Origin of the sequence: Paenibacillus sp. FSL M7-0656, assembly GCF_038003225.1 — a bacterium.
Classification (GTDB): Bacteria; Bacillota; Bacilli; order Paenibacillales; family Paenibacillaceae; genus Paenibacillus; species Paenibacillus amylolyticus.
Window position 1 is genome coordinate 5,446,795 of sequence record NZ_JBBOOT010000001.1, and the last position, 17,734, is coordinate 5,464,528.

Below are 17,734 nucleotides of genomic sequence, written 5' to 3' on the forward strand. Positions count from 1 at the left end.
GATATCAAAATATAGGGTGATATGCGTAAAAGCAAAATAGAGCATGATCAGCTCGCTTAGTCTGTAGGAGGTATAACCTCAATACGTGTAAATAACTCAACAGGCTGTTCCGGTTCCAAGCGAATCAACCCGGTTTGTTCATCCGATAAAGCCAAATTAGGTGCATCCGGGAGCCAAGTGTACGGTTCAATGCACAAGAACTGATCGGATTCACCTTTGGTAAAGAGAACCCAATGTTTGAAAAATGCTTCATCTGCTGAATATTTCAATGTATATCCATCTTGCCTGCGTAAGTAAGCCGTAGCCGGTTCACCTTCGGTAGCTTTCAACAGGGTATCCCAGTTACGTCTCTGCAAATTGATGCCTTCGTTCAGAGCAGACCATTCACCCAGGGATTCCAGTTCACCTGTCGGTAGTTGTTCTTCATTCTGTCCGTATATTCCGGAAACAGGCAGTTGCAGTGTCCAGTCGGCAGGTTTGCCGTCTAACAAAAACCATGTATGATATCCCATCCCAAAAGGAGCAGGTGTTGAGCTCAGATTGGTGACTCGCAGACGCTGGCTAAATACAGCGTTTTGCAGACTGAACGTCATCTCAAGTTTTAGGGGAATCGGGAATTGGGCCATCCAATGCTCTTCATTTTCGGTCAGTAATTCAGTCGTAATTGCACAGCCGTCTTCATCTTCCTCAATGTCACTGACACACCAGGATTGGGTACGGTGGAGACCGTGAATATGGTTGTCATTCGCCGTGTTCTGATCGAACTGGTAACGAACGCCTTCATATTCGAATTGTCCACGATGAATGCGCCCTGGTGGAATCAGGAGAGGAACGCCAAAATGGTACGGCTTCTGCAGATAAAAGGCAAGATCGTCTTCATCCGGACGGCGGACGACATCTCTGTCCTGCACTAAATCGCGAATAGAAATAATATTATTTCCAAGACGCGGCAGCAGGGTGATTTCCAATTCACGGCTATGTAGGATATACGTGTCGTAACCATTCCATTGGCCTTTGGTCACTTGTTTCATATCGATGCTCCTTTTCCCACTTGAAATCTGTCTGCAAGCAGTTGTGATGAAGCTACTGCTACAGGCGTGTCGTTGTGTACATGCCAGCTATTTCCTGCGCTATTTTGTGTGAAGTAGGCAACAGGATAAGCAATTCCATCATAACAGATTTTGATGTCTCGGGTAAAAAAGTTCAACTCATTTTGACATTCACGCCTGTGCGCATTAAGATGGAACTCTGAAAGCATTTATTAGAATTAAATGACATGAAATCGATGACAGGGATAAGTAGGCCAAGAGAATCCTCTCCAGAAAGCCGGTGGTTGATGTGAACCGGTGTGAGCTCTTTACCGAATGGACCCTTGAGTGTAGGTTTGAACAGGTTAAGCCAGAGATGGGCTTGCCCCACTAGAGTCTGCCGTATAATCCACGTTACGGAACAATGAAGGCATTTCTTCAGCTTGACTTGATTTCAGGGTCAGGAGCAATCGAAGAAAAGCGAATAAGGGTGGCACCACGGTCTCACGTCCCTTGCGGATGTGGGGCCTTTTTGCGTTCGCAGAGAATGGCAGGAGTTTTTTATATACAATCAGGGAGGCGTTATGTGTAATGAAAACAGTACTTTCAGGTATTCAGCCAAGCGGTAAGCTCACATTGGGTAACTATATTGGTGCAATCAAAAATTTTGTAAAACTCCAGCATGACTATCAATGTCATTTCATGGTGGTTGATCTTCATGCCATCACCGTGGCTCAGGAGCCAGCAGCATTGCGTGAACAGTCGGAAGCGGTAGCTGCGCTGTTTATTGCAGCAGGCATTGATCCGTCGAAATCTAACGTATTTCTGCAATCCCATGTACCGCAGCACGCGGAATTGGGCTGGTTGATGACAACGCTGACCTCCATGGGTGAGCTTGAACGCATGACTCAGTTTAAGGATAAATCATCCGGTAAAGATTCCGTTGGTGCCGGACTGTTTGTGTATCCATCATTAATGGCGGCTGATATTTTGTTATACAATGCTGACCTTGTACCAGTAGGTGAGGACCAGAAGCAGCATCTGGAACTGACACGTGATCTGGCAGGACGTTTTAACCACCGTTATGGGGAGTACTTCACCATTCCAGATCCGTATATTCCGCAGGTGGGTGCACGGGTAATGTCACTTGATGATGCCTCTTCGAAAATGAGCAAAAGTAACCCTAACGCTGGCAGCTATATTGCCTTGCTGGATCCGCCGGATGTGATTCGCAAAAAAATCAGCCGTGCCACTACAGATTCGGGACGTGAAGTCGTATATGATCCGGCAAACAAACCGGAAGTCAGCAATCTGATGAGTATTTATGCTGAATGTGCAGGTATGACGCTTAAGGAAGTAGCTGAGCGTTATGAAGGCAAGATGTATGGTCCGTTCAAAAAGGAACTGGCTGAAGTGGTTGTATCTGTGATTGAACCGCTGCAACAACGATATAATGAGATTCGTGAGTCTGGCGAATTGGCGGATGTTCTGGATACGTCAGCCCGTCGTGCAGAAGAAGTTGCTACTCAAACGTTGGATGCAGTGAAAGAACGTATGGGATTTGTTCCGAGACGTAAACAGTAGCCCTGAACAAGATCTTCATTTCATGCAATGAATAGTTAACATAAATAAAGAGGAGCCCTATTGAAGGACTCCTCTTTATTTGTGCGTTCATTATTGAACTATCAAATGACCTAATCAAGAAGTGGGCTCTGAAGCAGCCGAACGAACTTCCTGACGTTCTTTTTTGGCACGAATCACAAATCCCCAGCCAATGTTGGCAATGGACAGGACAAACAGTAGTGCAGCAAACCAACCGGAGTAGGAGATCATAATTGCTGAAACCGTTAACAAGATAATCGAAGAGAATGCGAACCATAAAGACAAGCCTTTACTCATTGGGAAAAACCTCCATCTACAAATTTAGTAAAACTCCGTATAACCTGTAGCCTACGAGCCATAATAATCTTGCAAGCTTGCAATTACATTACAGACACAGATTGAAGGGAGATTATAAATATGGCTCAAGGATCTCGTTCTAACAACTTGGTGGTACCTCAGGCAAATTCAGCACTGCAACAATTGAAAATCGAGGCTGCACAGGAACTGGGTGTAACTATCCCACAAGACGGTTACTATGGTAACTACACTTCCCGTGAAACAGGATCTTTGGGTGGATATATCACCAAACGTCTGGTACAAATCGCTGAGCAGTCTCTGGCTGGGTCTGGCAAATAATTTATTTTAACCAACAGCAACAAAACAGGATAAACAGAAAGCCCGGAGCGGAAACGCTCCGGGCTTTCTCGCGTATCAGTTCCTATGTCTGATTGTGCCTTGCCATGCTCACTTCGTCAAGGGCGTGCAGATAAAAGTTTTTTATCCATTTTCTCATCGCTTAACCAGCCTACATACGTATCAATCGTCTCAAAATTCCGATCCATCACAATCACAGCGACAAATGGATATTGTTTCCGGTGTCGATAACGTACATCTGCCCAGCGGACCTTGTAACCAGCAGGCAGTTCTTCAACCTCTGCCACCGCATAGGAGGTGAAATAGAGGAAGGCACTGACTTCCGGCGATTTGCGTGAAGCAGCAACGGCCGCGTGAGTAGAAGACGAGGCGTGCAGACTCCATACCAGATTAGAACCATCCATTTTACCGATCACATAACTGCCGTCCTCAACTCGTTTAACCACATGCCAGCGGTTCCAGGATATCGTTGGAATGACGATGTATCTTGCCTGCTCTGGGCTGTTGTCGAGACGTCTAACTTTTCTGACTGCTTGTGCACGAGCAATCGTTCGCCATATATAATATAAACCGGTCAAACTATACAACGTAACGAAGAGTGGTGCAGGGGCGATCAGATCAAAGGCCCATAACAGGATAGCTATGACATGGGTAGTGAATAGAAACGGATCAAAAATATGAATGATGTTCCAGGCAATCCAGCGTTCTGTAAAAGGCCGGGCGGCTTGGGTTCCATAGGTGTTGAACAGATCGGTGAATACGTGAAAGCCTACGGCCACAGCGGTCCAGGTGGCAACGTGTCCAATAGGGACACCAGGGAATATCAGTGCAATGACGCCGGTGATGAGCAAAACCCATAACAGGAGAAATGGCAGAGAGTGTGACAAGCCCCGATGATTCCGAATGTAAAGCGAATTGCTTTTGAGACGTAACGCAGTATCAATGTCCGGGGCCTGGGAACCGGCGATCGTGCCAACCATTACCGCAGCTGCAAGCATGGGACTCGCCGCGACGACAGGATCGACATAAGCCAGACCGGCTAGACCAATCCCCATGACAAAATGTGTAGAGGTATCCATAAACGTCTCCTTTGTGTGGTATATCGTTCTAAGGCATATTACTTCTCTATCTAGGTGATACCCATATATAGTGTATAATATCCGTTTGTCAGGATGCAAAACATCCCTAATTTCAAAGTTATGACAATTTCCTGTGCCACACCCAATAAATGTACGTAGTTTGTCAAACTATTTTGGCATTTCCTATGATAAACTTTATATCGGATACAGTGAGAAAATCGCCAGAGAACGTACGATACTATTCGAATGATATACAATGCTAAAATAATTTATGGGCATTGTTCCTTTAAACCGTTACAATAATATAGAATCTCATAAAAAGTAGGTTTCTTTGAATACATATGTCACAGTAGATGGATAAAGCGAAACGAACGTGATTTTGGATTCACATATGTATGCGTATTCATAAGAAAAGATACAGAAGGGACGAGGAAGATGCTGAAAAAGTACAAATGGACATGGATGCTGCTCGGGCTCGCACTGATTATGGCTGTGTATCTGATGTGGGGCACCGTATTTGCCAGTAAGGAAAAATTACCCGAGATTCGTGAAATCCAATCCTTTTCTATGGAAAATGTAGATGGCAGTACAGTATCGCTGGAGGATACTCAAGGGAAAGTCCGCTTGTTCTACTTTTATTTCACCAGTTGTCCGGATGTCTGCCCTATTACGACCTTTACGTTATCCCAGGTGCAGGATCTGTTGAAAGAGGACGACACCTTTGGTAAAGATGTCTCATTTGTATCTATTTCATTCGACCCGAAAGTCGATACAAGAGAGAAGATTAAGACGTTTGCGGACCGCTTCCACGCGGATTATTCCGGATGGTACTTCTTGCGAGGGGATATGGACAAAACCAAACAGTTTGCCAGGGAATCATTCCAGATCCTGATCGATGGGGAGAGTAAGGATGATTTTGCCCATATGAATATGATTGGTCTGGTGGATGAGAACAACCAGCTACGCAAGGTATATAATGCATTTAATACAGAGGACGTTGTGCCTGCTGTCATTGCCGAGGATATTCGCAATCTGATTAAGGAATAATCATCTGACCATCATACTGTAAAGGCTGCCTCTGGTTGGATATCAATCCAAAGGCAGCCTTTTGGTATTTCATTTTAATAGGAAGGATGTTCAGGGTATTGGATGTATGTCTCTAACCCGGCCTTCTCCAGCTGGGCAATGATATACTCATCAGGTGTTCCTTCCACACCCGCATATCCTCGTCGTGTATACATCTGTACTGCATCCGGGAAAGCATCCCGAAGTACACCTCTAATTTTTTTGCCGGAACTGTCATTATCCATAAATAAAAAGACTTCATCATAACCGACCTGCTTGCGCAGAGTCTCCAGCTTGAGGGAATTAAGTGTTCCAAACGTACATAGAATGTTGATTTCGGGTCCAACCAGACGTTTCAGTTTGCTTCGGTCATTCTTACCTTCCACAATGACATGAATAGGCATGATATTCACCTCTTGTTCGAGAGCTTATGTCGACATTCCCCGGGAAATGTTGCAGCGAAAATCGACTGATTATATAAAATGGACTCCTTTCTTTACACTGTTCACCACGCGGACAGGAGCACCTCTGATTTCTAAATTCTTTTTCACATACATTAGGAATTAATTCTGATCAGTAGTGACCGTTACGGTTACGGATCGTTCCTTCGATCGCTGTTGTCTCCAAATTTCTGATTGATTTTATTTTTTATAGGTTGAAATATGGAGACAAAGGCGAACGCTAACGCTTCTTCAAAATCGATTCCGTACCCTTCACTACTTCCAATGATCATACATACCCAATGATGGTATTCAAAAAAAGATGAAATCTTAAAGACGGTGCTGATGATCCCTAGGCCGCTCCGTTCGTGTGTAAAACGTCAGTCCATTTTATATAGTTTAGCTGTAAATGGGGGAATGATGCAAAGCTAATGAAAATACAGACCTAATTACTGTCATAACGGTAGGGAAGAAAAAGCTTGATACAGGCCTAATTCAATATACTTTTCGGATCGGACAGGGAAGCTTCGCGTCTGGATGTATAGTATGGAAGCAGCAACATACCAATCATTAACAAAAGAAACGCGATGAAATAGGGTGATAACCCAACACGAAGTTGCCCGGCTGTGATGGGGCCGATGAAAGAGCCGATGGAGGTGGCAATGGATTGCAACGAGAAAATGCGGCCCAACTTGCTTCCTCCGCTCAGACGGATAAATAGGGTTGCCATAGCTGGAAAGATGATGCCTTTGGACATCCCGAGTACAAATAATACAGTAGACAACGGAACTTGCGGAATGGCTGCCATCACAAAAAAACACAAGGACATTAACAGTACGCCCACAACCAGACGCAGCTTGGGGGAATACCGATTGAGAAATAACATGCTGAGGGTGAAGAGTGCCCCAATACTGATTATAGAGAACAGCAGTCCGGTAGACATGATGGACGATTGTCCTCCGCCCCGCAGGGGTAATTCGAAGAAGAGAATCCCTTGGGCACAGGCAATCACCAGAGGCAAGGCGAAGTATCGCCAGGACACCGGCAGGAATACGCTTGTGGCATCTGCTGGTGAAGCGTCAGGTTTAGCAGGTACCGTTACTTTCTCATGCTGTTTGACGATACCACGGGGCATGGTCATGAAAGCAATGACACCTGTGAGAATAAGCAGATAGCCCAAACCTGAGAATGTAGCAGAGAATCCCATGGAACCCACAATGATCGCACCGGCTGCTGGCGATACAACAGAAGCGAGGGTATGTACTACCCCGTGACCCGACATATACTTCCCCTGTTTCACCGGATCGCTGGATAACTGTGCAAGCAGGGCGAGACATGCAGGAGACAGGAAGGCCAGTACAAAACCGCTGATGGAACGCAGCGCCAGCAGTTGCCATGGTGTTTGGACATAGGCTTGCAGGAGCAGGATGAATCCTGCACCGAGCAGACTGAATACAATGTAGCGGCGACTGCCATGTTTATCGATTTGTGTTCCAGCAATCAGATTGCCAGGAAGATGTGTTAAGGAATAGATGCCCATCATCCAGCCAATGAAAGTAGGGGCGGCTCCCAGCGAGATGGCAAAAGGGGTCAAAATGGGATACTGGGCGTGCAAATCAAATACGGCAAGGAACAAAAACAGGTATAGCCAGATGGCCGTTTTCACATAAGCCCCTCCTTGTTAAGCGATGCATGTTCAAACTACAGGTCTTGAACGTGTTCCCCGTTCGCCCGGCAGAACCTCATGGTACTACTTGTACGCCCGGCGGGACGAACTTAGACCGTTTATTTTTAAGGGAGAGGGCTTAGCTGACAGCAGCTTCGGAAATCATGTATAATATTCGGGAGTGTTACGAATGAATTCTAATACGGAAGGTGTAGTCATGAACATAGAAGTAATCAAAGAGTTTGTGATGCAGAACTGGCTGGTGATCGTGGTTGCATTGATCATATTGTTCTTTGTTCTAAATGTGGTCAAAACCGTATTGAAATGGGCGATTGCCATCATCATTATTGCGGCTCTACTGATATACAGCGGCATCTCCATTGATCAGATCAAACAGACAGTGACAGACGTACAATCCAGCACGATGGACACATTGAAGAAGGAAGCAACCAGCATGATGCTTAAGGAGGCTTCCAAAGCGAAATACGTCAAAGGACAGGATGGAGCGTTCACCATCACAAGTCCCAATGTGGAGATTAAGGGCAGAACTCAATCGGATAAAGTTGATGTGACCTTCCGCGGAATTTCACTTGGCGAATGGAAACTCGACAATGAAACTATACGTACGTTTGTCGAACAGGCACAGGAGAACAAAACAGCACCAGCATCGTAGTAAAGGGGGAATCGGTACGTGCTGCAGAATTGGCTGGACAGCCTGAAGGAATTGAATGGCATCACGATTATGCTGTTGCTGATTGTGGCTGCTTCATTATTGCAGGGTTGGTCCAGAGGGGCTTCGCGTTCAGCAGGCAGACTCTTTGGGTTCCTGATGGATGGCATTATGGCGGTCGTTGGTATTCTGTTGTCGATCGGTTTAACGTTGTGGCTTGCGCCATATGTACAGCAGTGGCTGTCTGAGTATGCTTCAGCCATGCCTAACCGTGAGTTGAACCGGTGGGAACAGATGTATTATACGTTGGTTACGGCGATTGCAGATTTTCCGCTGATGCGGTTCGCTGTATTATTTGTACTTAGCTATGGACTCATCCGACTGATTCTCGGGTTTCTCTCTTCATTTATTTTTAGTAGCAGGCAGAGGTCAGCCGAGGAAAGTGCGCCTAAAGGTATGTTTAGTCGCTTGACGGGTGCATTCATTGGCACGATCATAGGCTCCGTCCGCGGAATGATTGTCATCGCAGTTTTGTTCATGATTGTCAGTCTTTACCCTGGAAGCATGTTCAGCCGATATGTGGAAGCATCCCCGATCTATATGCAAGGGGCCAAATCGGTTATCGAACCGTTGTCTGGCACGTTTATCAAGGACAAGCTACCCGTCTTTACGCAGGCTGTGCAGAAGGAACTGGGCGGCATCCTGCAACGCAAATATGAAGTCATCGACCACAATATTCCGACGGATATTGAATCTGCAGCGAGTGAGATTGTCAAAGGCCAATCGACAGATGAAGCCAAAGCAAGAGCGCTTTACGACTGGGTAGGTTCACGTATTCAGTATGACTATGGTAAAGTGGATGACTATGAGCAAAAGGGCATATGGCATGAACAAAATCCACAGAATACATTTGATACACGCAAAGGCGTATGTATTGATTATGCCCGTCTTTATGCCGTGATGGCCCGTTCACAAGGACTTGAAGTCAAAGTTGTTACAGGACTTGGTTATAACGGCCAGGGAGGGTACGGTCCGCATGCGTGGAATGAGGTGTATTTGAGTGGTTCCGAGAGCTGGGTTCCGCTTGACCCGACATGGGCGATCAGTGGAGACTGGTTTAATCCTCCGAATTTTGCCGACACCCATCTAAAGGATCAATCAGCTTAGCAATACAACGGACATGGGTCCGGAATATGACGACGTTGCCAGGTTATCATGCCGCGGAGAATCAGTTTGAGCGGTATGCATCAAGTCATGAAAGAGGTAGGATGGATGAAAAAACATTCCAATGAGAAGGATGAACTTACGGACAAACGGCGCTTCAGTTACCGAATGAACGTATTTTTCTTCGCTTCCTTTGTTATTTTTAGCGTTATTATTGTACGCTTGGCCTTTTTGCAATTCGTGGAAGGGCCTGAACTTAGCCAGGAAGAAGCAAGTAACATTACCAAGGATGTACCACTTCCTCCTGTGAGAGGCACGATCTATGATTCTACAGGTGAGGTGAAGTTGGCTTACTCCAAGCCCATTCAGTCTCTCTACCTGACACTGTATAAAAACTATGGGGATGTTGATGGGAAACCGAGTCCTAACATAGGGGAAGTGCAGGATATTGCAACCCGGTTGCATGATGTGTTTGAACAGTACAAGCTGAAGGACTCAGAGCCACTTACGGTGGAGAAAATTATTGAAGAGATGGACTTGAACTCCCGCAAAGCGAACGGTTTTATGCCACGTCTGATCAAGAGTGATCTGTCCGAGGAAGAAGTTGCTTATTTCCTACAGCACAAGGACGAGTTCAAAGGTATTCAGATCGTCGAGGAGAGTGTACGATTCTACGATCCGGATACGGTAGCGGTTCAGACCATCGGTTATCTGAAGAAGTTCAGAAGTTCGAAGTCCTTGAACAAATACAAAGAGGTGGACGAGGCCAATAAAACGCAAACGGATCCGGGCCTGGTGTATACAGAGAATGAATTTGTAGGCTTTGATGGACTGGAACTGCAATATCAGGATGCTCTCCGCGGCAAAAGCGGATATACATCCGTTGATGTTGATTTGCGTAACTTGCCTGAAGGTGTAGCAGGTTCTACCCCGCCGCAGAAAGGGTACGACCTGATTTCCAGCATTAACAAAAACGTTCAGGTGAAAACAGAACAGGCCATCTTGGATCAATTGAATTGGCTCCATCGCAATCCAGTTTCCGGTAAATTGCATCTCAATGCCAAGACAGGATTTGCAGTTGCGATGGAAGTGGACACCGGGAAAATCGTATCTGCTGCGAGTATGCCGGACTATGATACCAACGTATGGAGAACTGGCGGTATAAGTTCTGAAGATTACGACAACATAAAATATATTTATCAAAATGGTACCATTCGTGGATTCCCGCCAGACGATTCAGGTAAACGGGCGGAATCTGTTGTATTGCTTGGTTCCACAATTAAACCGCTCAGTGTATTGATCGGTTTGAAAGAAGGTTTCTTCACTACAAATACCGTATATTCAGATAGAGGTTCAACGACCTTTGGTGGAGACAATCGCAGAGTGCAGAACTCATCAGGGCATGTGTATGGTGCAATGTATCCTCGTGATGCGATTCGTCATTCCTCGAACGTGTTCATGATTGACGAAATTGGTAAAAAGCTTTACTCCAAGTATGGTGCAAAGGGTGTCGACGTGTGGGACGAATACATGGAGAAATTTGGGTTAGGTATCTCCACAGGTGTAGACCTGCCTAATGAATTTCTTGGGCGCAAAGAATATGGTGAGGACAGCATCGAGAGTTCTTTGACCAAGCTGGTGTATGCCTCCTTTGGTCAACAAGGAAAATATACAACGATGCAGCTTGCTCAGTACACGACAATGCTGGCGAACAAAGGAAAGCGGATGGAGCCACAACTGGTTAGAGAGTTCCGTGATTCGGAAGGCAACGTGGTCGAGAAGGTAAAACCGAAGGTACTCAGCACGGTAGAGTTTAACGACTCCTACTGGAATGAAGTGCAACGAGGCATGGCCACCGAAGTTTCGGCATTTAGCGGATTCCCTTATGACTTTGCTAGAAAAACAGGAACATCGACACAGGTAGTAGGTGGCAAACCCGTTGATAATGGGGTGTTTATTGCCTATGCACCACGTAATAATCCAAAGCTTGCTGTCGCTGTGGTTATCCCCGAAGGGGGCTTTGGATCGAGCAGTGCGGCTCCGGTTGCACGTGCGATCTTCGATGCCTATGACGAGGAATTTGGTCTCGACGGTGTACCGAAAAAAGACAAAAATAAAGATTCGGATTCGGAATCAGGCACACAGTAATGTGAGGCATTGGTTACAGAGGGGACCCTTCGTGGGTCCTCTTTTTTGTTTTTACGTGGAGAATGGATCGTAAGAGTGAACTAATTAGTTGCATTAATATGTAACCATATGAGCTGTACCACGTTTATATAAGGGAAGGGTAAACGCGATCTGGAGAGCGGGACAACGTTGATATGTCAGTGTTTACATTGAAACCGGTAGATGGGGTAGTGTAAAAGTTCTGTTTACGAAAATGTAACCAAATATTGAAAGACGTGACAGCTAACCTTTGGTAGACTTGTATGAGAAAGGATTAAAAATCGGATTGAACGCGTTCACAAGACGGATTAAATATTTTATTTTTATAGAGGAACGGGAGAGGCTTAAAACATGTTTAACCGATTGAGGAAGAAACCCATGACTGAGGAAGATACACCCGTCAACAAGCCTTCCACCGCAAGGCTGAATCTGTTTTTTTTCGCGGCATTTGTCATATTCAGTATCCTTATTTTCAGATTAGCCTTTGTGCAGTTTGTGGAGGGTCCTGAACTGACGTATATGGAAACGAGTCGTAATACCAAAGACATTCCACTCGCACCTGTTCGTGGTCCCATCTATGATGCGACAGGGGAAGTCGCGCTCGCTTATTCCGAACCTGTACAGTCCCTGTATGTGCTGTTATATGAGGATTATCGGAATGATGAACGTAGACAGGAAGCAGAGGAACTGGCTCATGATCTGGCGGCTGTGTTTAAGCAGTTTAATCCAGGGGACAAAGAGCAGCCGGACGGGGAAGAGATCATCAAACGATTGGATCTGGATTACCAGAAAACGTTTGGGTATGTGCCGAGGCTTGTGAAGTCGGATCTATCGACCAAAGAAATTGCCTTTTTCATGGAGAAAAAAGCGGAATATCCAGGCGTTATGGTGCTGGAAGAAAACATAAGAAAATATGACCCGGATGGCGTAGCGGTTCAGGTTGTGGGTTACACAAGAGAGTTCAAGCGAGCACCAGATTCCATTGCCAAATATAAGGCCATCCGTGAAGGAGCAAGTACCCAGCGTGATCCAGGGCTTGTCTATCATGAGGAAGAGAAGGTTGGCTTCGATGGGCTGGAGCTTCAATACCAGGAAGAACTCCGTGGACGAAGCGGTTACCAATCCATTGATATTGACGCACGTAATCTGCCAGATGGAACGATGTTACAAACTCCACCTGAGAAAGGCTACAGTCTGGTCTCCACCATTAACAAGGAAATTCAGATGGCCGCACAAGAGGCGATAACGGACGAATTGCGCAGACTTCCGAAGGCAATTACCGGATACGCAGTAGCCATGGAAGTGGATACAGGTAATGTGGTGGCTATGGCAAGTATGCCGGACTATGATCCGAACGATTGGGATTATGACAAAATCAAATATGTGTTCCGGAATGGAACCACCGAGTCGTTCCCACCGAATGATGCCAAGCCTAGTCGGGCGGAATCCGTTGTACTTCTTGGATCAGTAATCAAGCCGCTAAGTGTGCTGATTGGATTGAAAGAGGGATTATTTACAGCAGGAGAGACCTATCATGATCAGGGATATGCGGTTTTGGGAAAAGACGGACGACAAGTGAAGAACTCGCATTCTGCATATAATGGTTCTATTACGGCGAGAAGAGCGATTGAGAAATCCTCCAATGCCTTCATGATTGATATGGTGGGTAAACGTTTGTTACGTAATTATGGCTCAGAGAAAGGCATCGATGTCTGGCACAAACACATGCAGGAATTTGGCTTGGGTGTGTCCACTGGTGTAGATCTGCCTAATGAATTTCTGGGTAGGCTAGAATATACTAATGAAGACGAATCAGCTCTAACACGTTTGGCATTTGCCTCATTTGGGCAACAAGCCAAGTACACTACGATGCAACTCGCACAATATACCACCATGCTTGCCAATAAGGGCAAGCGCATGGAACCACATCTGGTGAAGGAAATCCGTGACGCGGACGGCAATGTGGTGAAAGAGATCAAACCTAAGGTGCTTAATGAAGTTGATTTTGCAGATGCGCACTGGAATGAAGTGCACAAAGGAATGGTTACCAAAGTAAGTGCATTTGACGGTTTCCCTTACGATTATGCTCGGAAAACAGGAACATCAGAGCAGGGAACCGGACCGAACAAAAAAGAGAATGGTGTATTTATTGCCTTTGCACCACGAGATAATCCAAAGCTTGCTGTCGCCGTTGTTGTACCGGAAGGTGGATTCGGATCAGTCAGTGCTTCACCAATAGCACGGAAAATTTTCGATGCATATGATGAAGTGTATGGTCTCGATGGAACGCCGAAAGGTAAGAAAGGCGAAGGGAAAGACAAAGAGTAATGCAAAAGAACCTCGCGGAAGTTAGCTCTTTTAACATCACATCTAACAGGTTAATGAAGTGAACAACATATGAATTTGGACAGGCAGGGGAAATAATCCCTTGCCTTTTTTTTTGGCTTCGGATAAAATTTGCACAAGGGAAACATTATTAGTATTGATTAAAACTTAATGCCTTGTACAACAAAATTAGATGTAGACAAGTATTTTAGGAGAGGGAAAGGGGTTGGTTGAATTGTTAATGGTGAAAATGAGGAGTATTCAGAGGGGGGTCATTACGCTAGCCGCTCTGGTTCTGATTGTTGTACTTACGGCATGTTCCAGTGATGCAGAGACGAGCAGTGGTGGCAAGCTACAAGTAACCGCTACAACGGGAATGATCGCTGACGTAGCACGTGAGGTAGGCGGGGGATATGTTGATGTTACCGGGCTAATGGGCCCGGGAGTTGATCCCCACTTGTACAAGGCATCCCAAGGTGATATTCGCAAGCTGGAACAAGCAAAAGTCATTTTCTATAATGGACTGCACCTTGAAGGCAAAATGACAGACATTTTGGAGAAAATGTCCTCAAGCAAGCTGGTTACTGCTGTTACAGAGACTATTCCAGTTGAGGAGTTACACTCAGGCAAAGATACAGGCGGCACCGAATATGATCCACACGTCTGGTTTAACGTCAGCCACTGGATGCATGCGGCAGAAGCCGTACGCGATACGCTCGTGGAGGCGGACCCGGACCATGCGGAAGAGTACAAGGCTCAGGCAGAGGCGTATCTGGCGAAGCTCGAAGTACTGGATGCCGAGGTGCGTGAGAAGATTCTGGAGATTCCGGAAGCAAGCCGGGTATTGGTTACGGCGCATGATGCATTTGGATATTTCGGTCAGGCTTATGGCATGAAAGTGATGGGGCTTCAGGGCATCAGTACAGCAGCCGAATACGGTGCAAAAGATGTTAGCGAACTGCGGGATTATCTCGTAGATAACCATATCAAAGCAGTATTTGTTGAATCGAGTGTGCCCGCAAAAGCGATGGAAGCCATCATTGCCGGAGCAGCTCAAAAAGGACATACGGTCAACATTGGTGGAGAACTGTTCTCGGATGCCATGGGGGCTGAGGGGACGGAAGAAGGCACATACATCGGTATGATTCGCCATAATGTTGAGACGATTGTAGAAGCACTGAAATAATGAATCACAAGAAGAGAGGAGTTACAGGATTATGGAAGATACAACTTTATTGAAACAAACTCCTACGAAACTGAACAATAGTCACTTGCAGGGAACGCAGCCAACATCGGCTCCTCTTAGTGTGAGGGATCTGGCTGTTGCGTATCACAAAAAGCCTGTGCTTAGCAGCGTATCCTTCGATATTCCGGAAGGACAACTCATCGGAATACTCGGACCAAATGGTGCAGGAAAATCCACCCTGATCAAAGCGGTTCTGGGACTCGTACCGAAGATGCATGGAGAGGTACGGATCTTTGGACAATCGTACAGGGAACAACGTCGCCGCATCGGTTATGTGCCCCAACGGGAATCGGTGGACTGGGATTTCCCTACGCATGCGCTTGATGTGGTGATGATGGGACGGTATGGTCATCTAGGATGGTTCCGTCGTCCGGGGAAAAAGGAGCGGGACCTGGCGGCGCACTGCCTGGAGCAAGTCGGCATGGGCGATTACATGTACCGCCAGATCAGTCAGCTGTCCGGAGGACAGCAGCAACGTGTCTTTCTGGCGCGGGCACTCGTGCAAGACGCGGATCTGTATTTCATGGATGAGCCGTTTGCAGGTGTGGATGCCACCACAGAGAAAGCAATCATTTCGCTTTTGGAACAGTTGAAGAAACAAGGCAAGACCGTACTGGTTGTTCACCATGATCTGGCGACAGTCGAGGAATACTTCGACCATGTGTTGCTGCTCAATGGACGACTGGTGGCAGGTGGGCCGACAAGTGAAGTATTTGTACCGGATACACTGCAAGAGACGTACGGAGGCCGGATTGCGATGATCGGAAGCCGGACGGAGAAAGGCCAGGTGTAGGGCATGTGGAACTGGATCGTTACCATCTTATCTGACCCCAATACACGTTGGATATTGCTTGGCTGTCTGTTGTTAGGATTCAGTAGCGGAATTATTGGCTCCTTCACCTTTCTTCGTAAACAGAGCCTGATGGGGGACACCCTTGCTCATGCTGCTCTGCCTGGGATCTGTATTGCATTTATGTTGACGGAAACGAAGTCGGTCGGATTATTCCTGTTCGGTGCTCTGGTGGCTGGCATTGTCGCTACCTTCGGAATCTCGTGGATTACGCGCTACTCCCGAATCAAGCAGGATGCGGCGATGGGAATTGTGCTGACCGTCTTTTTCGGGGTTGGTGTAGTGATGCTGACGCGCATCCAGCATGGGGCGAGCGGAAGTCAAAGCGGACTCGATAAATATTTGTTTGGGCAGGCGGCATCCATGGTCATGACGGATGTGTATGTCATGGGTGGCGTATGTCTCGTATTACTGATTGCCTGTCTTGCCTGGTTCAAGGAATTCAAACTGGTGAGTTTTGACCCAGGCTTTGCAAGAGGTATGGGACTGCCAGTTGCCATGTTGGAGCAGCTCATCCTGCTCTTAACGGTAATCGCGGTGGTGGCCGGAATACAAGCCGTTGGTGTCGTGCTTGTTGCGGCCTTGCTGGTAACCCCAGCAGCAGCGGCACGTTGCTGGACCGACTCACTCGCACTAATGGTGGTATTGGCTGGCATATTTGGTGCATTGAGTGGTGCAACAGGGACTATCTTCAGTACGCTTGTACCTAATCTGCCGACAGGACCTGTAACCGTTCTTGCGGCTACGGTGTTGTTTGCCGGGTCAGCCTTACTGGCTCCGCGTCGTGGATTATTAGCTCGACGTTTGCGTAGTATTCAGGCAAAATCGGCGTATATGCGTGAAGAGCGGGCTACACTCCAGACTCTCGCCACACAACGAAATCAGCAGGAACGGGGGGAGATGTAATGGCAACGTTTTGGATTATCTTAACAGCCGTATTGGTTTCTTCCGCCTGCGCCATCCTCGGTTGTTTTCTGATTCTGCGGCGAATGGCTCTGGTCGGTGATGCGATCAGCCATGCGGTCCTCCCTGGTATTGCGATTGCTTTCCTGTGGAGTGGTTCCAGAGATTCGTTATGGATGCTACTTGGTGCAACGGTGTTTGGACTACTGACGGTGTTCTTCATACAGAGTTTGCAGGCGGGTGGACTCTCGTCTGATGCCTCGATCGGAATTGTGTTCACAGCACTCTTCGCAGTAGGGGTCATTCTGATTAGTCTGAACGCCCAGCATATTGATCTGGATCTGGACTGTGTTTTGTTCGGTGAGATCGCTTATGTTCAGTGGGATACGCTAACCCTTGGGGGTACGGATGTCGGTCCGAGGGCAGTTTGGATGCTGGGTATCACTTTGCTAGTCATCCTCGTCGTTATTGGGCTGTTCTACAAACAGTTCAAGCTATGTGCCTTCGATCCGGCGCTGGCTGCGGCCTGCGGCATTCCAGTAGTGCTGTTCCACTATCTGCTCATGGGACTCGTTTCGATGACGTCCGTAGCTTCATTTGAAAGTGTTGGTTCGATTCTCGTTGTGGGCATGCTGATTGTACCTGCGGCGGCGGCTTACCTTCTCACTGATCGTCTGGGCAAAATGATTCTGTATGCCGTCCTAATCGGAGCAACATCCTCGGTTGGAGGTTATATCATGGCATATGCCCTGGATGCTTCCATTGCGGGCTGCATGGTAGCTGTTGCTGGAATTTTGTTTGTTCTCGCACTGTTGCTGTCACCGAAACATGGCATTGTATTCCGTTACGCTCGTCGCAAATTCGCGGCAAGGTAAT

The 17,734-nt window shown here is 46.8% G+C and carries 16 protein-coding genes and 1 other annotated feature; of the genes, 11 read left to right on the top strand and 5 right to left on the bottom strand.

Annotated features, from left to right (window positions below; all coding sequences use genetic code 11):
* Nucleotides 1–56: 56 nt before the first annotated feature.
* On the bottom strand, nucleotides 57–1,031 hold the full coding sequence (locus MHI01_RS24015) for an aldose 1-epimerase (protein WP_047841309.1): 975 nt from the start codon (nucleotides 1,029–1,031) through the stop codon (nucleotides 57–59).
* Between the two features lie 245 nt (nucleotides 1,032–1,276).
* Nucleotides 1,277–1,545 (top strand) — a binding site (T-box leader).
* 74 nt (nucleotides 1,546–1,619) lie between these two features.
* Here MHI01_RS24015 and trpS point away from each other — a divergent pair.
* The gene (gene trpS / locus MHI01_RS24020) at nucleotides 1,620–2,612 is read left to right on the top strand and encodes a tryptophan--tRNA ligase (RefSeq protein ID WP_340984277.1); all 993 of its coding nucleotides are present in this window, start codon (nucleotides 1,620–1,622) and stop codon (nucleotides 2,610–2,612) included.
* A gap of 114 nt (nucleotides 2,613–2,726) precedes the next feature.
* Here trpS and MHI01_RS24025 read toward each other — a convergent pair whose 3' ends face one another.
* Nucleotides 2,727–2,927 carry a hypothetical protein gene (locus MHI01_RS24025; protein WP_017692385.1) on the bottom strand — a complete coding sequence of 67 codons (201 nt, stop codon included), beginning with the start codon at nucleotides 2,925–2,927 and terminating at the stop codon, nucleotides 2,727–2,729.
* A 120-nt stretch (nucleotides 2,928–3,047) separates the two neighbouring features.
* Here MHI01_RS24025 and MHI01_RS24030 point away from each other — a divergent pair, with 120 nt between their 5' ends.
* Nucleotides 3,048–3,266 (top strand): alpha/beta-type small acid-soluble spore protein, encoded by a 219-nt coding sequence (locus MHI01_RS24030; RefSeq protein ID WP_017692386.1) that lies wholly within the window; start codon nucleotides 3,048–3,050, stop codon nucleotides 3,264–3,266.
* A gap of 116 nt (nucleotides 3,267–3,382) precedes the next feature.
* Here MHI01_RS24030 and MHI01_RS24035 read toward each other — a convergent pair whose 3' ends face one another.
* Nucleotides 3,383–4,363, bottom strand: coding sequence for a metal-dependent hydrolase (locus tag MHI01_RS24035; RefSeq protein ID WP_036605731.1), 981 nt, complete (start codon nucleotides 4,361–4,363; stop codon nucleotides 3,383–3,385).
* A 435-nt stretch (nucleotides 4,364–4,798) separates the two neighbouring features.
* Between MHI01_RS24035 and MHI01_RS24040 the strand changes: the two genes are divergently transcribed.
* The gene (locus MHI01_RS24040) at nucleotides 4,799–5,410 is read left to right on the top strand and encodes an SCO family protein (protein ID WP_036605732.1); all 612 of its coding nucleotides are present in this window, start codon (nucleotides 4,799–4,801) and stop codon (nucleotides 5,408–5,410) included.
* 74 nt (nucleotides 5,411–5,484) lie between these two features.
* On the opposite strand, the gene MHI01_RS24045 is transcribed toward MHI01_RS24040, so the two are convergent.
* Nucleotides 5,485–5,832: a toprim domain-containing protein gene (locus tag MHI01_RS24045; protein ID WP_036605733.1), complete on the bottom strand. Its 348-nt coding sequence runs from the start codon at nucleotides 5,830–5,832 to the stop codon at nucleotides 5,485–5,487.
* A 526-nt stretch (nucleotides 5,833–6,358) separates the two neighbouring features.
* Nucleotides 6,359–7,534 carry an MFS transporter gene (locus MHI01_RS24050; protein ID WP_340984278.1) on the bottom strand — a complete coding sequence of 392 codons (1,176 nt, stop codon included), beginning with the start codon at nucleotides 7,532–7,534 and terminating at the stop codon, nucleotides 6,359–6,361.
* Nucleotides 7,535–7,724: 190 nt separating this feature from the next.
* Here MHI01_RS24050 and MHI01_RS24055 point away from each other — a divergent pair, with 190 nt between their 5' ends.
* From MHI01_RS24055 to MHI01_RS24090, 8 genes are all read left to right on the top strand, one after another.
* Nucleotides 7,725–8,207 (top strand): ATPase, encoded by a 483-nt coding sequence (locus MHI01_RS24055; protein ID WP_174806458.1) that lies wholly within the window; start codon nucleotides 7,725–7,727, stop codon nucleotides 8,205–8,207.
* Between the two features lie 18 nt (nucleotides 8,208–8,225).
* Nucleotides 8,226–9,371, top strand: coding sequence for a transglutaminase domain-containing protein (locus MHI01_RS24060; RefSeq protein ID WP_340984279.1), 1,146 nt, complete (start codon nucleotides 8,226–8,228; stop codon nucleotides 9,369–9,371).
* 105 nt (nucleotides 9,372–9,476) lie between these two features.
* Nucleotides 9,477–11,516, top strand: coding sequence for a peptidoglycan D,D-transpeptidase FtsI family protein (locus MHI01_RS24065; protein WP_340984280.1), 2,040 nt, complete (start codon nucleotides 9,477–9,479; stop codon nucleotides 11,514–11,516).
* Between the two features lie 396 nt (nucleotides 11,517–11,912).
* Nucleotides 11,913–13,862, top strand: a complete 1,950-nt coding sequence (locus MHI01_RS24070; RefSeq protein ID WP_164783271.1) for a peptidoglycan D,D-transpeptidase FtsI family protein — start codon at nucleotides 11,913–11,915, stop codon at nucleotides 13,860–13,862.
* 238 nt (nucleotides 13,863–14,100) lie between these two features.
* Nucleotides 14,101–15,045, top strand: coding sequence for a metal ABC transporter solute-binding protein, Zn/Mn family (locus MHI01_RS24075; RefSeq protein WP_340984899.1), 945 nt, complete (start codon nucleotides 14,101–14,103; stop codon nucleotides 15,043–15,045).
* Nucleotides 15,046–15,076: 31 nt separating this feature from the next.
* Nucleotides 15,077–15,898: a metal ABC transporter ATP-binding protein gene (locus MHI01_RS24080; RefSeq protein WP_235193917.1), complete on the top strand. Its 822-nt coding sequence runs from the start codon at nucleotides 15,077–15,079 to the stop codon at nucleotides 15,896–15,898.
* A gap of 3 nt (nucleotides 15,899–15,901) precedes the next feature.
* Nucleotides 15,902–16,861, top strand: coding sequence for a metal ABC transporter permease (locus MHI01_RS24085; protein WP_340984281.1), 960 nt, complete (start codon nucleotides 15,902–15,904; stop codon nucleotides 16,859–16,861).
* Entirely contained in the window at nucleotides 16,861–17,733 is an 873-nt protein-coding gene (locus tag MHI01_RS24090) for a metal ABC transporter permease (protein ID WP_340984282.1), read from the top strand. Before MHI01_RS24085 ends, MHI01_RS24090 begins: the two co-directional genes overlap by 1 nt.
* Nucleotide 17,734: the final 1 nt, after the last annotated feature.